At 72.0% G+C, this 22,128-nt stretch carries 18 protein-coding genes, 1 pseudogene and 1 riboswitch; of the genes and pseudogenes, 11 read left to right on the top strand and 8 right to left on the bottom strand.

Translation table 11 applies throughout. From position 1 onward, the window contains the following. Positions 1-4 precede the first annotated feature (4 nt). Complete coding sequence (locus ACSMXO_RS39790) at positions 5-1,657, bottom strand: glycosyltransferase (RefSeq protein ID WP_455415896.1); 1,653 nt, start codon at positions 1,655-1,657, stop codon at positions 5-7. 155 nt (positions 1,658-1,812) lie between these two features. Between ACSMXO_RS39790 and ACSMXO_RS39785 the strand changes: the two genes are divergently transcribed. From ACSMXO_RS39785 to ACSMXO_RS39755, 7 genes are all read left to right on the top strand, one after another. Beyond that, on the top strand, positions 1,813-3,831 hold the full coding sequence (locus ACSMXO_RS39785) for a glycosyltransferase (protein ID WP_455415895.1): 2,019 nt from the start codon (positions 1,813-1,815) through the stop codon (positions 3,829-3,831). A gap of 106 nt (positions 3,832-3,937) precedes the next feature. Next, positions 3,938-5,245 (top strand): ABC transporter ATP-binding protein, encoded by a 1,308-nt coding sequence (locus ACSMXO_RS39780; protein WP_346257180.1) that lies wholly within the window; start codon positions 3,938-3,940, stop codon positions 5,243-5,245. A 66-nt stretch (positions 5,246-5,311) separates the two neighbouring features. Next, positions 5,312-6,430, top strand: coding sequence for a hypothetical protein (locus tag ACSMXO_RS39775; RefSeq protein ID WP_455415894.1), 1,119 nt, complete (start codon positions 5,312-5,314; stop codon positions 6,428-6,430). A gap of 50 nt (positions 6,431-6,480) precedes the next feature. Next, positions 6,481-6,945 carry a DUF4442 domain-containing protein gene (locus tag ACSMXO_RS39770; protein ID WP_455415893.1) on the top strand — a complete coding sequence of 155 codons (465 nt, stop codon included), beginning with the start codon at positions 6,481-6,483 and terminating at the stop codon, positions 6,943-6,945. A gap of 196 nt (positions 6,946-7,141) precedes the next feature. Beyond that, the gene (locus tag ACSMXO_RS39765; RefSeq protein WP_455415892.1) at positions 7,142-8,677 is read left to right on the top strand and encodes a multicopper oxidase family protein; all 1,536 of its coding nucleotides are present in this window, start codon (positions 7,142-7,144) and stop codon (positions 8,675-8,677) included. Positions 8,678-8,821: 144 nt separating this feature from the next. Further along, positions 8,822-9,649 (top strand): HAD family hydrolase, encoded by an 828-nt coding sequence (locus ACSMXO_RS39760; RefSeq protein ID WP_346257184.1) that lies wholly within the window; start codon positions 8,822-8,824, stop codon positions 9,647-9,649. A gap of 16 nt (positions 9,650-9,665) precedes the next feature. Next, a complete protein-coding gene (locus ACSMXO_RS39755) occupies positions 9,666-12,041 on the top strand; it encodes a glycoside hydrolase family 65 protein (RefSeq protein WP_346257185.1) in 2,376 nt (791 codons plus the stop codon). 99 nt (positions 12,042-12,140) lie between these two features. Here the strand turns inward: ACSMXO_RS39755 and ACSMXO_RS39750 are convergent, their stop codons facing one another. Next, a complete protein-coding gene (locus ACSMXO_RS39750; protein WP_455415891.1) occupies positions 12,141-13,169 on the bottom strand; it encodes a coiled-coil domain-containing protein in 1,029 nt (342 codons plus the stop codon). Positions 13,170-13,172: 3 nt separating this feature from the next. Then, a riboswitch (cyclic di-AMP (ydaO/yuaA leader) is annotated at positions 13,173-13,303 on the bottom strand. Between the two features lie 311 nt (positions 13,304-13,614). Between ACSMXO_RS39750 and ACSMXO_RS39745 the strand changes: the two genes are divergently transcribed. After that, positions 13,615-14,235 carry a DUF6506 family protein gene (locus tag ACSMXO_RS39745; protein WP_455415890.1) on the top strand — a complete coding sequence of 207 codons (621 nt, stop codon included), beginning with the start codon at positions 13,615-13,617 and terminating at the stop codon, positions 14,233-14,235. Between the two features lie 19 nt (positions 14,236-14,254). Here ACSMXO_RS39745 and ACSMXO_RS39740 read toward each other — a convergent pair whose 3' ends face one another. Continuing rightward, positions 14,255-14,752 (bottom strand): MarR family winged helix-turn-helix transcriptional regulator, encoded by a 498-nt coding sequence (locus ACSMXO_RS39740; protein ID WP_346257188.1) that lies wholly within the window; start codon positions 14,750-14,752, stop codon positions 14,255-14,257. Positions 14,753-14,852: 100 nt separating this feature from the next. Continuing rightward, entirely contained in the window at positions 14,853-15,056 is a 204-nt protein-coding gene (locus ACSMXO_RS39735; RefSeq protein ID WP_455415889.1) for a hypothetical protein, read from the bottom strand. Between the two features lie 213 nt (positions 15,057-15,269). Between ACSMXO_RS39735 and ACSMXO_RS39730 the strand changes: the two genes are divergently transcribed. The 3 genes and pseudogenes from ACSMXO_RS39730 to ACSMXO_RS39720 all read left to right on the top strand — a co-directional run. Then, positions 15,270-15,923, top strand: coding sequence for a dienelactone hydrolase family protein (locus tag ACSMXO_RS39730; RefSeq protein ID WP_346257190.1), 654 nt, complete (start codon positions 15,270-15,272; stop codon positions 15,921-15,923). A 204-nt stretch (positions 15,924-16,127) separates the two neighbouring features. After that, a complete protein-coding gene (locus ACSMXO_RS39725) occupies positions 16,128-17,294 on the top strand; it encodes an RNA-guided endonuclease InsQ/TnpB family protein (RefSeq protein ID WP_455415888.1) in 1,167 nt (388 codons plus the stop codon). Between the two features lie 36 nt (positions 17,295-17,330). Beyond that, positions 17,331-18,053 (top strand): annotated as a pseudogene (locus tag ACSMXO_RS39720) (TIGR04222 domain-containing membrane protein); the annotation flags it as partial. A gap of 11 nt (positions 18,054-18,064) precedes the next feature. On the opposite strand, the gene ACSMXO_RS39715 reads toward ACSMXO_RS39720, so the two are convergent. The 4 genes from ACSMXO_RS39715 to ACSMXO_RS39700 form a co-directional block, all read right to left on the bottom strand. After that, positions 18,065-18,892, bottom strand: coding sequence for an FAD:protein FMN transferase (locus ACSMXO_RS39715; RefSeq protein ID WP_455415887.1), 828 nt, complete (start codon positions 18,890-18,892; stop codon positions 18,065-18,067). A 5-nt stretch (positions 18,893-18,897) separates the two neighbouring features. Continuing rightward, positions 18,898-19,404: an FMN-binding protein gene (locus ACSMXO_RS39710; RefSeq protein ID WP_346257193.1), complete on the bottom strand. Its 507-nt coding sequence runs from the start codon at positions 19,402-19,404 to the stop codon at positions 18,898-18,900. Positions 19,405-19,438: 34 nt separating this feature from the next. After that, complete coding sequence (locus ACSMXO_RS39705) at positions 19,439-21,058, bottom strand: ferredoxin reductase family protein (RefSeq protein ID WP_346257194.1); 1,620 nt, start codon at positions 21,056-21,058, stop codon at positions 19,439-19,441. Positions 21,059-21,312: 254 nt separating this feature from the next. After that, positions 21,313-22,104, bottom strand: coding sequence for an LppU/SCO3897 family protein (locus tag ACSMXO_RS39700; RefSeq protein ID WP_455415886.1), 792 nt, complete (start codon positions 22,102-22,104; stop codon positions 21,313-21,315). Between the last annotated feature and the right edge of the window lie 24 nt (positions 22,105-22,128).

Genomic DNA, 22,128 nt, shown 5'->3' with positions numbered 1-22,128 from the left:
CGGATCATCGGTCGACCGCGGACGGGCGGCGTACCCGCTGTCGGACCCGGTCGGCGGCGAGTCCGGCGTACCGGCCGGCGACGAACCGGGTGGCGGAGGCGAGCGACCGGATCCCGCCGACCGGGATCGTCTCCACCCCGGCCAGTGCCGCCCGCCGGGCCCGCTTGTCCGGCCGGACCACCAGCCGGGGCCGGGGCGAGGACCACTTGTTCTCCGGCAGCAGCCGCAGGTCGATCACCCCGAAGTCGTCGCCGCTGACCCAGCGCCGCCCGGCCACCTCGGCGACCACCTCGTCCAGGGACTCGTCGGGCCGGCGTACCCGGAAGGCGCGGCTGAGCGCGGAGGTGCGCCAGAGCGACAGCCCGTCGTCCGGTGCCGTCGCCCCGATCGGCAGCAGCCGGACCAGACCGACCTGCCACTGGTCGGCGGCCGTCACCAGCCGGCGTACGGTGTCCGCGTCCACTCCCAGGTGCGACCCGAGTTCCAGCAGGTACGGCGCCGGGTACGCGGTCGTCGGGGGCTGCCCGGCCAACTCCACCCGGGGCTCGGAACGGTACGTCGCGGCGAGCAGTCGCAGGTCCAGCAGCGGGTCGGCCAGTACCGAGCGGCGGTGATCGGTGAGTTCGGCCCAGTCCGCCACCAGCGCCACCCGCAGGTCGGTCTGGTCGCCGGCGAGCAGCCGGTCGACGCAGGTGCGGACCATCTCGTACGGCCCGTCGGCCCGGACCACCGCCACCACCAGCGGTACGGCCCAGCTCCGGTGCGCGGCGGAGCGCAGGTAGCGGGGCTGCGGCATCAGGTCGGCCAGGAACGGCCGGTTGTACCGGCGCAACGCCTCGCCCCGGGCCATCATGTGGGACCGCCCGAGGTGCCAGCTCCGGGCCCGCGGCTCGGGCACGAAGACCGCACCCGCCTGGGCCAGCCGGTAGCCGAACTCGGTGTCCTCGCCGAGCCGCAGGTCGGGGTTGAGCCCCCCGGTCTCGGCATAGAGGCTGCGGGCCAGTGCGGCGGTGGCGCCGACGTGCGCCCGGAAGTTCAGGTGGTCACCGCCGCGGAGCTGGTCGGTGTCGTCGATGAGGCGTTCGACGTACTCGTGCGGCTCGGAGTCGTCGAGCCGGAAGAGCCGGTCGGCGGTGCCGGCCGCGCAGCTCTCGGCGACCTGTTCCGGGGTGGGCCAGTCGGCGTCGACGAAGCGCTTGTAGCCGAGGGTGACCACCTCGTCGCTGACGTGTTGCCAGCGGGCCTGCGCCGCCACATGCTCCGGGAAGACCACCATGTCGGCGTCGAGCCAGTGCAGGATCTCGCCCTCGCTCTGCTCCGCGCCGACGTGCAGCGCGGTCGACCGGCCCCAGCCGCTCGCGTGGTCGGCGACCCGGAGCAGCCGGCAGTTGTCGGGGCGGATCCGGGGCAGGACCAGCGGCGGGTCGCTGCCGTCGTCGACCACCACCACCTCCAGCAACCCCGACGGGTACGTCTGGGCGCGCAACGCGGCCAGGGTGAGGTCGAGGGAGGGCTGGCAGTCGTGGGCCGGGATGATCAGCGAAACCGACCGGGTCGGCTGCCAGCCGTCCAGCTCGGGTGGGGTGAGTCGACTCCAGTCGTTCCGGAACAACCGGACCGGGGGATGGGCCGTGGTGGCCCGGGCAGGGCTGGACACGCGGCACAGTGTAACTATCCGGTTGCCGAGAGCTGATATCTGCGCGCCGCGTGGCGGGTTTCGGTCGAAATCAGTCGCGCGGTCGACTACCGTAAGTGCCTTCGCGATAGCGCCACGTAGGTTGGCGTCGGTGGTCGGCCGACGAAGGGATCGGCGTGCCAGGCAGGGACGACCCGGAGAAGTACCTCCGCTGGCGGGTGGCCGTCGGCGAACCCGACGGCCGGCGACGGTGGCCGCTGGTCACGCTCGGCTCCCGGCTGACCGAGATACCCGGCCCGCCCGCGTCGAGCCGGGTGCCCCGGCAGGGCCCGGCGGCGGACCGGGCGGCCGGTGCCGGACCGGCCTGGCACCGGATGTTCGTCGGCCGGATGGCCGTCGCCGCCCGGTCCGTGACCTGGCTGCGGCACCTGCTCGACCACCCGGTCGGGCTGACTCGGGTACGCCGGATCAGCATCGTCGTGCAGGACTGGGAGATCCCGCAGCGCGGCTGGTCCGGCCGGCTGGGGCCGGTGCCGCACCTGCTCGCCCAGCGGATCACGCTGCCCCGGCACGACCGGGGCCGGGTGGCGGCCGAGATCGAGCTGCGCTGGTCCGTACCGCTCCGCTCGGTGCTGGCCGCCGTGCTGCCGCTGCTCACCCCGATCCGTCCACTGCCGACCCCGGGCAGCCCGGAGGTGACCGCCCAGGATGTCTTCCCCGGCTGGCTGGGCGCCGGACCCACCCTCGCCGTCGTCGCGGGGGAACTGCCCGGCAACCCGGCCGTCCGGCCGTACGACCTGGTGCTCCGGCCGGACGGCGCCAGCCCGTCGGTGGCCGGGGACCCGGCCGGTACGGCGTACCGGGCCCGGCTGACCGTCGACCGGTTGGGCGTGCCGGACACCGAGGACGGCGGCCGGACCGGGCCGGTACTGCTCGACGCCGAACACGCCGTCCCGGTCGGCCGGTACGGGCCGTTCGGGCCGGACGCGCCCCGGGCCGAGCTGAACTTCTCCCCGGGGCCGGACGGCGGGAGTTGGCGGATCCGGGGACCGGACGGGCTGGACTGTGAGGGTCGGCTCGACCGGCCGTGGCTGACCGAGCGGACCCGGTCGGCGCTGGCCGGGATCGGGCTGCTCGACTGCGCGGTGCCCGGGCTGCGGCCCCGGGCCGAGGCCGCCCTGCTGCTGCACCTCGCGCTGGCCGGCGTACTGGTCCGGGCACCCGGCCTGCCGGTCTCCTGCCGGGCGCAGTTGGCCGACGAGGTGGTCGAACTCTTCCGTGCCCCGCTGCCGGACCGCCCGACCGGCCGGCCCGACCCGGAGACCGACCTGGAGTGGGAGGCCCGGGCGGTACGCCAGCGCCGGGCGGTACTGCGCCGGCACGCCCGGGGCTTCGCGCTGCCCCGGCTGGCGGCGGCCACCTTTGCCGGCCTCGGCGCGTTGCCGCCGGTCTCGGTGCTGCTGGTGACCCGTCGGCTGGAGCACGTCCTCGACGCGGTCGCGGCGGTGGCGGCGCAGAGCTATCCGGAGCTGGAGATCGTGCTCTGCCTGCACGGCGTGGGGCTGCCGGTCGAGCTGCGCCAGCGGCTGGCCGACTGCGGGCGGCCGGTCGAGGTCGTCGAGGTGCCGGCCGGGCAGAGTTTCGGCGAGGCGCTGGTCGCGGCCACCGCCCGGGCCCGGGGCACCCTGGTGACGAAGTTCGACGACGACGACACGTACGGGCCGGAGCACGTCTGGGATCTCGTCCTCGCCCGGCACCACTCCGGCGCGACGATGGTCGGCAAGGCGGCCGAGTTCGTCTATCTCGGTGCGCTGGACACCACCGTACGGCGGGACGCGGGGGCGCCGGAGAGCTTCGCCCCGGTCGTCGCCGGCGGCACGATCCTGATCGGTCGGGGCGACCTGGCCGAGGTCGGTGGTTGGCGCCCGGTGCCGAGTGCGGTCGACCGGGGCCTGATCGACCGGGTCCGCCGGGCGGGTGGGCTGGTCTACCGGACCCATCCGCTCGGCTACGTCTATCAGCGCCGGCCGGCGGGACACACCTGGGACCCCGGATTGGAGTACTTCCTGCGGGACAGCGGCGTGCAGTGGACCGGGCTGCCCCGGCACGGTGAATTCGGCACCTCCGGCACCGAGCCGGTGCCGCCGAGCAGTCGGTGGAAGTTGCATCAGCAGAGGTCGAATCGAGTCTGGTAACCGTCATGTCACAACGTGAACATGGCACGTTTACCCGATGGGCTTCTGTGATGATCCTCGTCACAGTCATTCCCGGGGCCGGCCATAACGCTGCGGGGAGGTGACGGTGACTACCGTCGCGCTCAAAGACGTCACGAAGGTATTCCCGGATGGGACAGTGGCGGTCGACAACGTCAGTCTCGACGTCAACGACGGCGAGTTCATGGTGCTGCTCGGCCCTTCGGGCTGCGGAAAGTCCACCGTGCTCAGGATGGTCGCCGGTCTGGAGGACCCGACCACCGGCGCCGTGCTGCTCGACGGCGAACTGGCGAACGACCTGCCGCCGCGGGATCGCGGAATTGCCATGGTCTTCCAGGATTTTGCGCTGTATCCGCATATGTCGGTGGGAGCGAACATTGCCTTCCCGCTCCGGCTCTCCGGCGTGGAGGAAGGGCCGCGCGGTGAGCGGGTGGCCGACGTGGCGAGTGCGCTCGGCATCGCCGACGTACTCGGCCGCAAGCCCAGCCAACTCTCCGGCGGGCAGCGGCAGCGGGTGGCGATGGGCCGGGCCATCGTCCGGCGACCCGGGCTGTTCCTGATGGACGAGCCGCTCTCCAACCTGGACAGCGGCCTGCGGGCCGAGCTGCGGGCCGAGATCTCCGGACTGGTCCGCGAGCTCGGGGTGAGCACCATCTACGTCACCCACGACCAGGCCGAGGCGCTGACCATGGCGGACCGGGTGGCGATCATGCGCAAGGGGGTCCTCCAGGACGTCGGGACCCCGACCCAGGTGTACGGCCGGCCGGCCACCCTCTACGTCGCCGCGTTCCTGGGCAGCCCCCGGATGAACCTGCTGGAGGCGACCGTCTACGTGCACCTCGACCGGTACGTCACGCTCAACCTCGGCGAGCAGGCGCTCTATCTGCCCTGGGACGACATCCGGGCCCGGGCGGTGGCGCACTACCACGGCGAGCGGATCGTGGTCGGGATGCGGGCCGAGGCGCTGACCCCGGTGGCTCCGGACTCTCCCGGCGACGTGTTGCAGGGACGCATCCGATACCTGGAGCACCACGGGCACGAGTCGCTGGCGTTCCTCGACATCGGGGCGACCGCGATCGTCGTCGACGACCTGGGCGGCCCGGTGACCGACGAGCGTCCGGCCGGAGGGGGCCGGGGGCTCCGGCGGCTCGGCCAGGTGATGCAGCGGCTGACCGGGCGCGCCGTCGGGTCGGCTCAGCCGGCCCCGGCGGCCCGAGGTGCCCGGGACAGCGTGCTGGACCCGGGTCGGCACCACCGCCGCCCCGCCGAGCTGGCGGTGCGGCTGGCGCCGTATCCGGCGGTCACCTCCGGCCACCCGATGGCCGTCTCGGTACGCATGGACGCGGTGCACTTCTTCGACGAGCGCGGCGACCGGATCGACGTGGGGTGGCGCTGACCGCTTCCCGTCCCTTAGCGTCTGTCGATTCCTCCATCCCTGGTGGTCCCGTTAGGAGAGCCGTTCGTGTCACAGGAACGACCCGGCCTGTTCGTGATCGAGCGGATCCTCCGCGACCGGCACAGCGTCTGGCAGCAGATCGTCGAAGAGCGCGACCTCAACGGGCTCACCGGCCAGATGCTGGCCAGCTCGGCGATCGCGTTGGCCTGCTATGGCGCCGTGCTCGGTGCCTTCCACAGCGTGCTGATGGCCCTGACCTCGGCGGTGAAGCTGCCGCTGCTGTTCCTGGTCACGCTGGCCATCTGCCTGCCGACGCTGTACCTGTTCAACCTGGTCTTCGGGGCCCGGCTGTCGGTGCGGCAGGCCATCTCGATGGTGATGGTGGCGATCACGGTCACCTCGATGCTGGCGGTGGCGTTCGCGCCGATCAGCCTCTTCTTCCTGATCACCGCACCGGACTACGCCTTCTTCAAGCTGCTCAACGTGGCGATCCTGACCCTGTCGGCCCTGGTCGGGCTGCGCTTCCTGACCGGTGGCATGCAGGTGCTCAACGCACACGGCCTGCTCGCCCCCACCCCCACCGGCCAGCCGGCCGCCGTGAGCGCCGGCCAGCCGGCGGTGGCCGCCTCCGCTCAGGGCAGTCCCTGGGCGGCGCCCCAGTCGGTGACGGCGCCGCAGCAGGTGCCGGTCGCGGTCGGCGCGGTGAACGGCGAGACGCCGGCCCCGGCGACCACCGCCAACGGGGACGGGCCGGCCACGCCCACCGAGCCGGCACCGGCCACGCCCGCCCAGCCGGCACCGGCCACGCCCGCCCAGCCGGCGGTCGCCACGGCGGCTCCGGCTACCGTGCCGGCGGCTACCGTGCCGGCGGCTCCCGTCCAGACGGCTCCGACGCAGGTGGTGCCCGCTCCGGCCCAGCCGGTGCCGGGGCAGTACGGCTACCGCGCGGCGGAGCCGTACCCGATCGGCCGGCCGGGGGTGCCGCCGTCCCCGTCCGGCGGCCCCCGCCCGGCGAGCATGACCCTGCTCTACATCTGGATCCTGCTGTTCGGGTTCGTCGGCACCCAGTTGGCGTGGACGCTGCGGCCGTTCTTCGGCGACCCGGAGCAGCCGTTCGCGTTCTTCCGCAGCATCGACGGCAACTTCTACGCGGAGATCCTGCGTAGCCTGGGCAGCCTCTTCTGAGGCCGTCCGGGGCCTTGCCGGGACAAGTTACCAGCGAGTAGCGTACGGCCATGGCTCCCGACGTACGGCAGATCGCCGCCGGCCTGCTCGAGGCCGTACCGTTCGCCCGGACTCTCGGCTTCGAACTGGTCGAGGTGACTCCGGAGGGGGCCGGCGGGATCCGCGCCGTCGTCCGGCTGCCCGACTCGCCGCCGACGCACAACCACGTCGGCGGCCCGCACGCCGGTGCGCTGTTCACGCTCGGCGAGACCGCCTCCGGTGCGGTGGTGCTCGCCGCCTTCGGTCAGCTCTTCGAGCGGGCGGTACCACTGGCCACCCAGGCGGAGATCCGCTACCGGCGGCTGGCGATGGGCGCGGTCCGGGCGACCGCGCGGCTGGGCCGCCCGGTCGCCGAGGTGGTGGCCGAGTTCGAGGCCGGCAACCGGCCCGAGTTTCCGGTGTCGGTCGTGGTCGGCACCGAGGACGGCGTGCCGACCACCGAGATGACCGTGCACTGGACGCTCAAGCCGCGCTGACCGCGCGGCTCCGGTACGGGCAGGTTGACCAGCCTCGACAGCCGATCTGTCGCTCCGTCTGGCCGGGATCCGGCTCCCCCGAGGGATCCGTCCGGGTCTCCCTGAACCGTCCCTGACTTCCGGCGCCTGGCATGGACGATCCCCCGATATGAAGGAAGGCTACATGTAGTCATCTGAGATATAGGGAGGTGTCGCAATGGCCGGCGGGGGATCGCGGCGGTGGCTCCGGGTGCTGCTCGGAGTCTTCTCGGTCGTACTGCTGCTCTGTGGGATCGGCACGGCGGTCGGCACCTGGGTCTGGACCCGGGGTGTCATCGACACCCGTGGAGAGGTGGACTTCGTCAACCGGCTCGCCGTACCGCCGCTGGCGCAGTCGCGGATCGACGGCCAGGGGCGCCGGGTCTTCGACCTGCGCGCCCAGCCCGGCCAGCGCGACTTCGGCCAGGGCGGCTCGACCGCCACCTGGGGCTTCAACGGCGACTACCTCGGCCCGACCCTGCGGGCCAGGCGCGGCGAGCAGGTGGTGGTCAACGTGGTCAACGGGATCGGCCGGCCGACCAGCGTGCACTGGCACGGCATGCACCTGCCGGCAGTGATGGACGGCGGCCCGCACCAGATGGTCCGGCCCGGCGCCACCTGGTCGCCGCAGTGGAAGATCGACCAGCCCGCCGCCACGCTCTGGTACCACCCGCACCCGCACGGCGAGACCGCCGAGCAGGTCTACCGGGGACTGTCCGGGATGTTCATCCTGGACGACGAGCCGTCGGCCGGGCTGGCGCTGCCCCGCCGGTACGGCGTCGACGACATCCCGGTGATCGTGCAGGACCGCAAGTTCACTTCCGACGGTCGGCTCGACGAGGGGAACTCCAGCCTCGGCGGGACCGGCATCCTCGGCGACACCCTGCTGGTCAACGGGACCGTCGGGCCGTACCTGGACGTCAGCACCGAACGGGTCCGGCTGCGGCTGCTCAACGGCTCCAACGCCCGGACGTACGACTTCGGGTTCGCCGACAACCGCGCCTTCGACCTGATCGGCACCGACGGCGGCCTGCTGGAACGCCCGCACCGGACCGGCCGGATCCGGCTCTCGCCCGGCGAGCGGGCCGAGGTGGTGGTGTCGATGCGGCCGGCGGAACGGGTGGTGCTGCGCAGCTATCCGCCGAACCACGGCGTCGAGTTCTTCGGCGGCCGCTTCACCGGCGGTGAGGACACCTTCGACGTACTCGAACTACGGGCCGCCGGCAGCCTCGCGGCGGCGCCTGAGGTGCCGGACCGGCTGGTACCGGTCGAGCGGCTCGACCCGGCGTCGGCCGCGCAGACCCGCCGGTTCCGGCTGAACGGACGCGAGATCAACGGTCGGGACATGGACCTGGACCGGATCGACTTCGCGGTCACCCGGGGCAGCACCGAGATCTGGGACATCGAGAAGCAGGACGCCACGCCGCACAGCTTCCACGTGCACGACGTGCAGTTCCAGGTGCTCTCGGTGGACGGTCGGGAACCACCGCCGGAACTGGCCGGCTGGAAGGACACCGTGCTGGTCAGCACCGTCGACTCGCTACGGATCATCACCCGGTTCGCCGACTACGCCGACCCGAACATGCCGTACATGTTCCACTGCCACCTGCTCCAGCACGAGGACCAGGGCATGATGGGGCAGTTCGTGGTGGTCGAGCCGGGTCAGCGACCGGGGCGACCACCGGGTGGGCACGGGCACGCCCAGCACCGCTGAGCGATCGGGCTCCCCCCGGATGGCGCGGGTCGCCGGGCGGAGCCCCTCGGCCCGGCATCCTCGCCGGGCGGAGCCCGTCGGCGCATCGGCGTGGCCGAACCGGAAACCGTGCCGCGCGATGCCTTCCCGGTTAGGTTGTTAGGCGTGTTGGGCCTACCCGCGCACGTGACCGCCTGCCTCTTCGACCTCGACGGCGTGCTGACCCAGACCGCCCGGGTGCACAACGCGGCCTGGGCGGAGACCTTCGACGAGTTCCTCCGGCGGTGGTCCGAGGCGACCGGCGAGCCGTTCCGGCCGTACGACCCCGGCGACGACTACAACCGGTACGTCGACGGCCGTCCCCGGGCCGACGGGGTGCGGACGTTTCTCGCCTCCCGGCAGATCACCCTGCCGGAGGGCGAGCCGGACGACCCGCCGACCGTCGACACCGTCAACGGGGTGGGCAACCGCAAGAACGTCGTCCTGCTCCAGCGGATCCACGACGACGGTGTGCTGCCGTACCAGGGATCGGTGGACTACCTGCATGCCGCGCGGGCCGCCGGGCTGCGCCGGGCCGTCGTCTCGGCCAGCGCCAACGCCGGGGACGTGGTCGCGGCGGCTGGCCTCGAACCGCTGGTCGAGGCCCGGGTGGACGGTGTCGTCGCCCGGCGGCGCGGGCTGCGTGGCAAGCCCCATCCGGACACCTTCCTGGCCGGCGCCGAACTACTCGGGGTCCGCCCCGACCAGGCCGCGGTCTTCGAGGACGCGCTGGCCGGAGTGGCGGCGGGCCGGGCCGGCAACTTCGGCTTCGTGATCGGGGTCGACCGGGTTGGCCAGGCCGACGCGTTACGCGAACACGGCGCCGACATCGTGGTGCGCGACCTCTCCGAACTACTTCCCGGCGGGCAGACCCGGCCGGGACGTGCCGATCCGACGGACGCCGGCCTCGGCGATGCCGGAACGGCCGACGCCGGGCCGGAGGTGGTCCGGTGACTGCGAGGAGGCGCCGATGATCCGGGAACGGGCCTATCCCGTCGAGCCGTGGCACGTCCGGGAGACCCGGCTCGACCTGGACGTACTCGCCCAGTCCGAGTCGGTGTTCGCGCTCTCGAACGGGCACATCGGGCTGCGCGGCAACCTGGACGAGGGTGAGCCGCACGGCCTGCCGGGGACGTACCTGAACTCCTTCTACGAGCTGCGGCCGCTGCCGTACGCCGAGGCGGGCTATGGCTTCCCCGAGTCCGGCCAGACGATCGTCAACGTCACCAACGGCAAGCCGATCCGGCTGCTCGTCGACGACGAACCCTTCGACGTCCGGTACGGCGAACTGCTCAGCCACGAGCGGGTGCTCGACCTGCGCGGCGGCACCCTGCAACGGTCGGTCGAGTGGCGCTCCCCGGCCGGGCGTACGGTGCGGATCTGCTCGACCCGGCTGGTCTCGTTCACCCAGCGCTCGGTGGCGGCGATCGAATACCGGGTGGAGCCGGTCGACGGCCCGATGCGGCTGATCATCCAGTCGGAACTGGTCGCCAACGAGCAGTTGCCGGCGCAGAGCCGGGATCCCCGGGTGGCGGCGGTGCTGGAGTCGCCGTTGCAGTCCGAGGAGCAGCTGGTGCACAGCGACGGGGCGCTGCTGATCCACCGCACCAAGGCGAGCGGGCTGCGGGTGGCCGTCTCGATGAGCCACGAGGTGCACGGGCCGGAGCGCAAGCTGGTCGGCACCGAGGCGTACGAGGACTGGGCCCGGACCACCGTCACCTCCAGGATCAAGCCAGGTGAGCAGCTCCGGCTGGTCAAGTTCGTCGCGTACGGCTGGTCGAGCCGCCGGTCCCGGCCGGCACTGCGCGACCAGGTGGCGGCGGCGCTGGCCGGCGCCAAGTTCTCCGGCTGGGACGGGCTCTGCACCGAGCAGCGCGGCTATCTCGACACCTTCTGGGACGACTCCGACGTGCGGGTCGAGGGCGACCCGGAGGTGCAGCAGGCGGTCCGGTTCGGACTCTTCCACGTGCTCCAGGCCGGCGCCCGGGCCGAGCTGCGGCCGATCGCCGCCAAGGGGCTGACCGGGCCGGGATACGACGGGCACGCGTTCTGGGACACCGAGACCTTCGTGCTGCCGGTGCTGACCTACACCCTGCCGTCGGCGGTCGCCTCCGCGCTGCGCTGGCGGCACTCCACCCTGCACCTGGCCCAGGAGCGGGCCCGGACGCTGGGACTGCGCGGCGCCGCGTTCCCGTGGCGGACCATCCGGGGCCAGGAGACCTCGGCGTACTGGCCGGCCGGCACCGCCGGGTTCCACATCGCGGCCGACATCGCCGACGCGGTACGCCGGTACGTGCAGGCCACCGACGACGAGCAGTTCGAGCGTGAGGTCGGGCTGGAACTGCTGGTGGAGACCGCCCGGCTGTGGCGCTCGCTCGGGCACCACGACCGAGACGGCCGGTTCCACCTGGACGGGGTGACCGGGCCGGACGAGTACACGGCGGTGAAGAACGACAACGTCTACACCAACCTGATGGCCCAGCGGAACCTGCTGGCCGCCGCCGACGCCGCCACCCGGCACGGCGAGGAGGCCTGGAAGCTGGGCGTCGACGACGAGGAGACGGCCGCCTGGCGGGACGCCGCGCACGACATGCACATCCCGTACGACCCGGAGCTGGGCGTGCACCCGCAGGTGGAGGGCTTCACCCGCCATCAGGAGTGGGACTTCGCGAACACGCCGCCGGAGCAGTACCCGCTGCTGCTCAACTATCCCTACTTCGACCTGTACCGCAAGCAGGTGATCAAGCAGGCCGACCTGGTGCTGGCGATGCACTGGCGCGGCGACGCGTTCAGCGACGAGGAGAAGGCTGCCAACTTCGCCTACTACGAGCGGCGTACGGTCCGCGACTCGTCGCTGTCGGCGTGCACCCAGGCGGTGCTGGCCGCCGAGACCGGGCACCTCGAACTCGCGCACGACTATCTGGGCGAGGCGGCCCTGATGGACCTGCACGACCTCAACCAGAACACCCGGGACGGCGTGCACGTCGCCTCGCTGGCCGGGGCCTGGATCGCCCTGGTGGCCGGGTTCGGTGGGATGCGTGACCACACCTCGACGCTTTCCTTCACACCCCGGCTGCCGAGCCGGATCGACCGGTTGGAGTTCTCGCTCCGCTACCGGGGCGTGCACCTGCGGGTCGACGTCCGGCCGCGCGAGGCGACGTACGCGCTGCGCGACGGCGAGCCGGACGACGCCCTGGAGTTGCTGCACCACGGCGAGAAGGTCCGGATCACCTGCCTGGAGTCGGTGACCCGGCCGATCCCGCCGGCCCGCCCGGTGGGCCCGCAACCCGCCCAACCAGCCGGTCGGGCGCCCGCCCGCCGTGCTCCCGAAGGCGAGCCGACCTGACCGCCGGCCGGGGAACCCCGAGATCTTGACGACTTCTCGCCGCCCCGGCGGTCTCAACCGCAAGACGTCGTCAAGATCTGATCGGCACCCCGACGGGACCTAGACCAGCGACAGGTGTACGTGGTTGGTGTGGTCGCTGGACGGGTCGCCGTGCGCACCGCTGTACGACTTCCAACCGGTCGTCGGCAACCAGATCTGCCGGTACCAGATCACGTACAGCACACCGATCCGGTCGGCGTTGCGGACGAAGAACGCGGCGAGGTTGTTGCCGTAGGTCCGGTTGGCGCCCGTCGCGGCACCCCGGAAGCCGCCCGCCTCGGCGGAGAAGTCGCAGGCCCGCCCCTTCGGGTGCTCGTAGGGGCCGCCGGAGCGGTAGCACCCGGTGAACCGGGTGAAGCCGGCCCGGCGCGCCTCGTTGAAGGCGTGCAGGGTGCGCGGGGTGACGCAGCCGGTGGTGGTCGGGTCGGGCCGGCTGCACGACTGCGGCGGCCAGGAGCCGTCGGCAGCGCGTGGCGCGGGCCGGGCCACCGGTGAGCGGGCGTTGACGAAGCCTCCGGTGGAAGCGCCGCCGACCTGAGCCAGCGTCCGCTCGGCGGCCTGCTTCTGCCGCAGCATGATGGCGAGCTGCCGGCGCTCCTCGATCACCTCGGCGTCCAGTGCCTTTTTCGCCAGGGTGGCCCGCTCCCGGGCCTGACCCAGCGCGCGCAGCGCGTCGTTGTCCCGCAGGGCCACCACCTCCAGCCCGCGGGCGCGCTCCAGGAGTTCCTCCGCCGAGCCGCTGTGCAGCAGCACCAGAACCGGGCCGATCCGGCCGGTCTGGTACGCCGTCCGGGCCACCTGCTCCACCCGAGGGCGCAGCTCGGCGATCCGTCCCTCCACCCGGCGTAGCTCGGCGGCGATCTTCGCCTGCCGAGCCTGGGCGTTGGCCAGCGCGTTCTTGGCCTGTAGGTAACCTCGGCCGGTCGATTCGAGCACGTCGCGCAGGAGCGGCGTGTCGCCTTCGTCGCCGAGAACGGCGGGGCTGTTCGCCTCCGCCACGCCGGGCCGGAGTGCTGCTCCGGCGAGTGCGCCGAACGTGGCGAGCAGGGCCAGGGCCAGCGGTAACCGCCGACGTGTGGATCCCGTCATGCATGTCCCTCCGTCGCCCGCCTACCGAGTTAGCTGACGGGTTCGGGACGGAACAAGTCCCTACCGCGGTTGCGGACTCACCCCACCTACCTGGGTCCCCGGCTCACCCGTTGGTGATTCGGCGGCGGTCACGCCGGCGCGGAGGGGTGCGCCACCGGGCGAAACCGGGGTCAGCCTACCGGATCAACCGGGCCGACTTGGTGGATTCCGGGGTGATCCGGCGTGGAAAATTCACCCGGCCACCGATCGGGGGCCGGCGCCGCCGCAGCCGTCCATCTGGTACCGCAACCCGTATGGGTCCGGGGGCGCCACGCGCGTGACACATCGACCGGGGTGATCGCCGCCACACGCGGCACAATCAGGAATGTCCATGTCGGCCCGACGCTTGCAGTGATAAAGCTTGGTATCAAGCTATAAGACGTCAAGCGATCATGGAGGAGCCGACATGACCACCGACCTGGTATTTGCCGAGACGTTCATCTTTCTGGAGCCCGGCACGGACCCGGCCGTCGACCGGGTGGTCGTCGACAACGCGGGCAGTCACACCCTGCTGGTCTGGGCACCGGACGGCTCTGCGGCGGCGCGGGTCGCGGCCGAGTTGGCGGCGGCGGGCGTCCGCCTCATCGAGCTGTACCGCGGCTTCGACCTGGCGTCGGCCGCGCAGGTGATCGAAGCCGTCGACGGCCGGGCTCCGGTCGGCGTGGCCGGTGCCTTCGGTGCCGGGACGGCGCCCCGCGGATCGCTCAAGCGCTCGGTGACCATCTACGAACATCCGCTGGCGAACGCGGCCACCCACCGTGTCGTGCGGGAGCACGCCACCGGCGGCTGGACGGCGGTGATCGGCGCACCGGACGCAGACCTTCCCCAGGTCGCGGCGGAACTGGTCGACGGCGGGGCCGAACTCGTCGAGATCTGCGGCGGCACTCCGCTGACCACGGCGGCCCGGGTCCGGGAAGCGGTGGGGGACCGGGTTCCGGTGAGGCTGGTCAGCTGGCCGTTTGAATCCATCGAGGGGGCGGCCGCATTCAAGGCCGCGTTCGACGCGCGGATGGCCGAGCGCGGCTGAACGCTCGACCGGCTATCGGTCAGCCCTCCTCGTACCGAAGCAGGAGCTGCTTCAGCGTGGCGGCGACGGCGTCTCGTTGCCGCCCGCTGAGCGGCTGCAGAAACGTCTCGTCCACGTCGAGTACGGCTCGAACCGCCTGCTCGGCCAGCCGTTCGCCCCGGCGGGTCAGGCGGACGAGTACGCCGCGCCGGTCGGCCGGGTCAGCGGTCCGCACGATCAACCTGCCCCGTTCCAAGCGGTCCAGCCGGGTCGTCATCGCACCGGACGTGATGAGCGCGGCCCGGGTCAGCTGCCGTGGGTTGGTGCCCTCGGGATCGCCGAGCCGACGTAGCGTGTTGATCACATCGAAGTCGCCGTAGGTCAAGCCGAGCGGACGAAGCGCCGCGACGATCGCACGATGGACCTGGTCGGCACAGAGCAGCAGACGACCGACCACTTCGAGCGGGCTGACATCCAGCTGCGGGTCACGTTCGGCCCATTGCGCAACCATCCGGTCCACCGCATCAGCAGCCTCCACCGGGCGAGTTTACTTGACACCAAGCCAGTTGGCTCAGGCACCACCAGGCGCGACCGGCGTGCGGGCCCGTCGAGTCGCCGGGTGGGCGGCCGTTGCGGTCCTAGCGGTCGCGGGGATCCTCCGAGTACCGCTCACCGCTGGACGGCATGCCCACCGCGTCACGCGGCGGCGTCCGGCGCGGATCGTCGAGCGACCTCGCCTTGGCCGCCTCGTCCGCCCATTCGCTCCGGTCGGGATTCTGCTGTCCCGCCTCGTCGGTGCGGGCCGAGCCGGACTTCGCCTTGCCGGGTTTCTGGCGGGCCATAACGTCCCTCACGTTCGTCTGCCGGTCGGCGCGTCGGCCGTCCCGGTGCCTGGTCGGACTTTCCGGCCTTCCCCGACTGCGCACCGGCAAACCCGGGTGCCGGGCGGCCGGCGGCGCGTGGTTGAGCCCGGCGCCGCCGGGTAAGGCCGACAGGACGGCGGTCAGCGCCACACCCGCGACTCTCCGCCGGGAAAAGGCATGGGAGGCAGTCGAATGGACACCCGGAGCACCGAGACCACGATTCCGGCCGGAGATGTACGACTGACCGGCGACCTGGTCGTCCCCGCCGACGCACGCGGGATCGTCCTGTTCGCACACGGCAGTGGCAGTTCCCGGCACAGCCCGCGCAACCGGATGGTGGCCGAGGCGCTGAACCGCCGCGCCCTGGCCACCGTGCTGGTCGACCTGCTGACCCGGGACGAGGAGGCGCTCGACGACCGGACCGGGGAGTTGCGCTTCGACATCGGCCTGCTCACCGGCCGGCTCGTCGGCATCGTCGACTGGCTGGCGACCGGCGAACCGGCCGGGCGGCTCCCGATCGGACTCTTCGGGGCCAGCACCGGCGCCGCCGCCGCGCTCTCGGCCGCCGCGCAGCGCCCCGACCGGGTGTACGCGGTCGTCTCCCGGGGCGGCCGCCCAGACCTGGCCGGCGCCGACCTGCCTCGGGTACGCGCCGAGACGCTGTTGCTGGTCGGCGGGCTGGACGACGAGGTGCTGCGGCTCAACAACCAGGCACTCGCCGACCTCCACGCCGGGGCGGAGCTGCGGGTGGTGCCCGGCGCCACCCACCTGTTCGAGGAGCCCGGCGCCCTGGACCAGGTGGCCCGGGAGGCGGCGGAGTGGTTCGTCAGCCACCTGCCCGACTGACCGTCCCGCCCAGCCAGCCGTCGACCCGGCTGCGCCAGGCGGCCGTGACAGGCGTGCGCGGGTTTTCCATCAGGTTCGCACGCGGAGGGGACCGCCGCCTTCAGGCGACGGGGGAATCCGCGCTACCTCCCCTCAAGAATTGCTGTGTGGACAGTGATAGGATATCGATGTGCATGTGGGTTGTGAGCTGCGAAAACAACGTCGATGATTCGGGCGTACGAGTTCCTGCTGCGTCCCACATCCCGACAGGCGGCATCCCTGACCGCGTGCCTCGACGACCACCGGCAGATGTACAACGCCGCCCTTGAGGAACGCCAGGAGGCGTACCGGCGGGCACGGGTCACTGTCCGCTACGGGCACCAGTCGGCACAGTTGAAACACATTCGCCGCGACGACCCGGACCACGCCCGATGGTCGTTCTCCTCCCAACAGGCGACGCTGCGCCGGCTCGACAAGGCGTTCCAGGCGTTCTTCCGTCGGCTGAGGGCGGGTCAGACGCCCGGCTACCCGAGGTTCAAGGGCGCTGGCTGGTTCGACACGGTCGAGTGGCCGAAAGACGGCGACGGCTGCCGCTGGAACTCGACCCCCGACAGTGGGCGCACCCGTGTCTATCTGCAAGGGGTCGGGCATGTGCGGGTCCACGCCCACCGCAAGGTCGACGGCCGGGTCAAGACGGTTTCCGTGAAGCGGGAAGGACGACGCTGGTATGTGATCCTCACCTGCGCCGAGGTTCCCGCCGAACCGTTGCCCGCGACCGGCCGCACGGTCGGAATCGACATGGGTGTGACTTCGTTCCTGACCACATCCGACGGCCTTCACATCGACAACCCACGACATTCGGCCGCCTCCGCCGGCCGGCTCGTCGACGCCCAGCGCGCCCTGGCCCGGTGCGAGCGCGGGTCGCACCGGCGCCGGAAGGCCCGTGCCCGGATCGCCGCCCTGCATCGCAAGGTGCGTCGGCGGCGGCTCGACCACGCGCACAAGATCGCGTTGTGGCTCGTCCGTCATTACGATGTGATCGCCCACGAGGCGTTGCCGATCAGGAACATGACTCGGTCGGCGAAGGGCACGATCGACAAGCCGGGCCGCAACGTCGCCCAGAAGGCGGGATTGAACCGTTCGATCCTGGACGCGGGTTGGGGGGTGTTCCTCAACGTACTGCACGCCAAGGCTGAAAGCGCCGGACGTGTCACCGTAGGGGTCGATCCTCGCGACACCTCCCGCACCTGCCCCGCATGCCGGCACCGCACGCGGGACAACCGCGTCACCCAGGCCGAATTCGTCTGCGTAGCGTGCGGTTTCGCCGACCACGCCGACGTGGTCGGCGCGACGAACGTACACAGGGCCGGGCTGGTCCTGCTGACCGCGTGAGCGGCCAGAGAAGCTGACGCCCTCAGGCGTCAGAGGAGTCACACTCGAAGGATGACGGCGTTGTCCCGCGACCTGAGCACGACGGACCTCGGCTACCTCACCGGTGGCGCCTGGGGTGCCGTCCGGACCGCACTGGTGATGCTGCACGGCCGGGGAAGTGTGACGGCCGCCCGACCCGGCGGGCTCAGCCGGACCGGCAGCATGCCGGCGTACGCGGAACCGCTGGAACGGGCCCTGTTCGGTGCGCTGTACGGCTCGATGTCACCCCGTGAGGTGGCCAACCAGCGGCGGGTCCGGCAGGCCCTGGCCGAGCAGCGGGAGGGCCTGATCGGGCTGGGACTGCTCCGTCCGGCCTGGCGCCGGTTCCTGTTGCCGGCCATGCTGGTGCTCGTGCTGCCGATGGTGGTCGCCCGGCTGGTCGCGGTCGACCTGCTCGGCGTCGGCGTCGGCCTGCTGGTGGTGCTGGCGTTCGTCGGGATGGCCGGCTGGTTCCTGCCCCGCCGCACCCTCTCCGGCGGACGTACGCTGCGCGACGCCCGGCGCCGGCATCCCCTTCCGGTCGGCCCGGCCGGCGTTTCGGCCGGACTCGAACCGGGGCTGGCGATGGCGCTGTACGGCACCGCAGGGCTGCTGCCGGCGGTGCGCCGGTTCGTTCGGGACGGCGGACTGCTCGACGGCGGCACCTGGTCCCGCTACCTCGGCGACTCCCCGCTGGACAGCTCCTCGATGCCGGCGGGCGGGGCCACCGGGCACGTCTGAGCCCCGGCCGGTCAGCCCAGCCGGGGTGCGGGCTGGCCGGGCAGGTCGGAGCGGGTCATGGTGGGCCGTTGGGCCGGCTCGGTGGGCAGCACCGGGAAGCCGTCGGTGCGGTAGCACAGCTCGTCGGAGGTGACGATGCCGACCTCGTGGTCCGGCAGGTCGGCCAGCCAGCGCAGCCCGGCCTGACCCATCGCAACCCCGGCCGTCGCGTACGCGTCGGTGCGGCCGAGGTCGGTGCCGACCACGGTGACCGAGGTCAGTTCGGTGGCCGGGGCACCCCGGTACGGGTCGATCACGTGGAAACCGCGCTCGTACGTGCCGGAGGTGGCGATCGCGAAGTCGTTGCCGCCGAGCACCCAGCAGATCTTGTCCTGCTGCCACGGGTGCCGGATGCCGATCCGCCACGGCTCGCCGGGTCGCGGCCCGCCCCGGGCCCGGATGTCCCCACCCGCGTTGATCCAGTGCGAGTGGCAGCCGTCCGCCAGCAGCCGGTCCGAGGCCACCTGCACCGACCAGCCCTTGACGTAGCCGGACGGGTCGAACCGGCCGGTCGCGTACGCGTCGAAGTAGCCGTCGGTCTCCCGCCACAGGTCGGCGCAGGCCTCGACCACCAGCCGCAGGTCGGCGGAACAGTCCTGGATAGACAGTTCGCCCCGGTCGAACCGGTTGACCTCGCTCTGCTCCTTGTAGGTGCTGAACCGCTCGTCCACCTCGCGGAACCAGTCGAACGTCTGCTCGGCCAGCGCCTCCAGGCGCCGGGCCGGCAGCGGGTCGGTGAGCTGCACACTGATCGGCGTACCCATGATCTGCTCGACCCGGCGCAGCCCGGCGGTACCCATCGGACTCAGGCCTTCGCCTTGTCGAGCGCGGACTGGAGCGACGCCTTGTACGCCGCACTGGTCAGGCTCGCCCCGGAGACCGTGTTCACCTTGCTGGCGCTGGTGGCGGCGAGCGCCTGCTGGCGCAGCTTCGGGATCGCGTTCTCGTTGATCCCGGCGCTGGTCGGGTCCTCGTCCGGATAGGTCGCGTCGGCGTCGGTGACCTTGCCGCCGGCGACCGTGATGGTCACCTTGATGGCGCCGTAGTCGTAGTTGGCGGTCGCACCGACGAAGGTGCCGTCCTTCAGCCCGCCCGCCGGGGCCTTGGCCGGGGGCTTCTTGGCCGGCGGCGCGGTGGTCTTCTTCCCGGCCGGAGCCTTGCCGGAGGGCGTCGGGCTCGCGGCCGCGTCGCCGGTCTCCTCCTCCAGCGCCACCTGGGTGCCGGGGTCGTCGGTCGAGGTGCCGAGCTTGGCACCGATCAGCAGGCTGGCGCCGATGGCGGTACCGAGGACGGCGAAGGCGGCGCGACGCACGGGATGTACCTCCGTAGGGGGTGGTGTGCGGGGATCAGAATTCGAACGGGTCGAGGTGGATCTGCCGGCGCGGCACCCGGAGCTTGCGCATCGTCCGCATCGAGACGTCGACCAGCCCGGGCGGCCCGCAGAGGTAGACGTCCCGGCGGCGTACGTCCGGCACCAGCTCGCGCATGCCCTTGGCGGTGAACAGGTGCCGGGGCGCCGGGTCCTCGCGGGAACCGATGACGTACCAGACCTGGGCGTTGCGGGACCGGGCCAGGAAGTCCAGCTCGTCGCGGAAGAGCAGCTCCTCCTCGCTGCGGGAGCGGTAGATCACCACCGTCTGCTCGGGCAGGTCCTCCAGCAGCGCCCGGATCGGCGCGATGCCGCTGCCGCCGGCGATGAGCAGGGCCCGGGGCCGGATCGCGCGGTCGGCGGTGAAGACCCCGGACGGCCCCTCGGCGAAGATCCGGGTACCCGGCTCCAGGTATTGCAGGGACTCGGTGTGGTCACCGACCACCTTGACGGTCAGCCGCAGCCACTGCTCGTTCGGCGCGGCCGAGAGCGAGAACGGGTGCGCCTGCCACCAGCAGCCCTTGGTCAGGAACCGCCACCGGAAGTACTGCCCGGCCCGGGCGTCCAGCTCGTCGAGGCGGTTGCCGGAGATGTAGATCGAGACCATCTCGAACGCCTCCGGCACCACGTCCTCGACCCGCAGCCGGTGCCGCAGGTTGAACGCGATCGGGGAGATGATCCGTCCCCAGAGGACACAGGCGATGACGAAGACGTAGAGCCCGGCCCAGAAGTACTGCCCGAAGCCGGGCTTGGACAGCTCCTGGCCGGTGGCGAACTGGTGGCCGTAGCTGAACAGCAGCACCAGGTAGGTGCTCAGGTGCAGGTAGTACCAGAGTTCGTAGTTCATCATCCGGCGGATCGCCCGGATGGCGAGCAGCGCGATGCCGACCAGGATGCCGGTGGCCACCGTCGCGCTGATCATGTCCTCGTACGTGCTCAGCAGCGTCCAGGTGCCCTCGACGATCGGGGTGTTGGTGAGCTTGCTGTAGCCGACGGCGATCAGTCCGGCGTGCGCCAGGATGGCGAGCAGCAGGAAGGCGCCCAGCTCCCGGTGCCAGATCAGCAGCGAGTGCGCGCCGATCCAGCGTTCCAGCCAGCGCACCCGGCTCATCAGCAGCACCTGGGCGAGCAGCAGGAAACCGCCGACCATGCCGGTGAGCCGGCCACCCGCGATCAGGATGTCGGCGGTGGTCCGGATCGACCCGGCCGGAGTGTTCAGCCACCACAGCTCGACGCTGGTGGCCAGCGCCGACCAGAAGACGATGTGGAAGAAGAGCCGGCCACTGCGGTCGTACGGCTCGACCTCGGCGGTCTCCCGGTGCCGGGCCGCCTCCGCCGCCCCGCTGATCGGGTTGGGCCGGTGCGCGGGCGCCTCCTCGGCGTACGACCAGGGCTCGCGGCCACGTGACGGATTCGACCAGCCACCCTCCGCACGCGCCGGCTCGGCCGGGGCGTAGCGCTCGAACTCGTCGTACGGTTCGCGCTCCCGCCCCCGGGGTGGCCGGTCGTAGGGGTCCTCGGACGGCACCCGGGGCAGCAGGCCGGTCACCCATTCGGTGAGCGGCTCGGCCGTTTCGACATCCCGACGACGAGTCACGAAGAATATGTACCGGTTGGCAGTGTCGGAAACCAGTCCGGACGGCCCGCTTAGTTCAGTCTTAAGAATCGCTTGGTTGGGGGCTAAGGAAGCGACCGTGCGGTGGCCCGGACGCTCCCCGCCCCGGACCACCGCACCCCCCGTTGGTCGGCTTCCGTCGATCCACCGCCCCGGGCGGCCGATCGCACCCGCTCACCCCTGCCGGCCCGCCCCCTCACGGGCCGCGAGGGGGCGGCTCACCCGCGGCGCCGCCGTCAGCGGGCCGGACCGACGCACAGGATGAAGTCCTGGAGCGTGCCGATCGTGCCGTCCTGGTAGAGGTACTGCGTGTAGTCGGTGGACTCGCAGGCGGACTCGCTGGTGGTGCCGTCCTTGCGCAGCAGCACCTTGAGCGCGCCCTTGCTGCCGCAACTCGCCTCCTCGACCTCGTCGGTCGCCTCGTCGATGGTGAGGCAGTCGCCCTTCTTGAACTGGTCGAGGTTGCCCTCGATCGACTCCTCCTCCGGGGTCGGCGAGGCCTTGCCCCTCGGCGTCGTCTTCGTGCTCGGCTTCGGGCTCGGGGTCTGCTCGCCAGCGGCGACGTTTGACGGGTCGGTGCCGTCGTCGCCGGCCCAGAGGTACGCCGCGGTGCTGCCGCCGCAGCAGAGCAGCACGACGCCGAGGACGATGCCGACGACCAGCGGCGCCTTGCTCTTCTTCGGCGGGACCGGCGTACCGAACTGCGGTGCCGGCCCGGCCGGCGAGGAGGGTGCCGACGGGTCCGCGCCCGACGACGGGTAACCGGACGCCTGCGGGTACGGCTCCGACGACTGTGAGTACGCACCGGAGGACGAGGGCGGCGGGTAGGAGCCCGCGGAGGACTGCGGGTACGAGCCGGAGGAGGGCGGGTACGAGCCCGACGAGGACTGCGGGTAGCCGCCCGAGGAGGACTGCGGGTAGCCGGAGCCGCCGCCCGCCGGACCGCCGTATCCGCCGGACTGGCCGGAGTATCGCGGGTCGTGGGACGGCTCACCCGGGCCGTAGCCCGGGGGTGGATATGTGGACATGGTTGCCTCTCGAAGAAGACTGCG

The organism is Plantactinospora sp. DSM 117369, assembly GCF_053764795.1.
The sequence above is the reverse complement of the archived record's forward strand: the minus strand, read 5'-3'. Positions and strand labels throughout refer to the sequence as shown.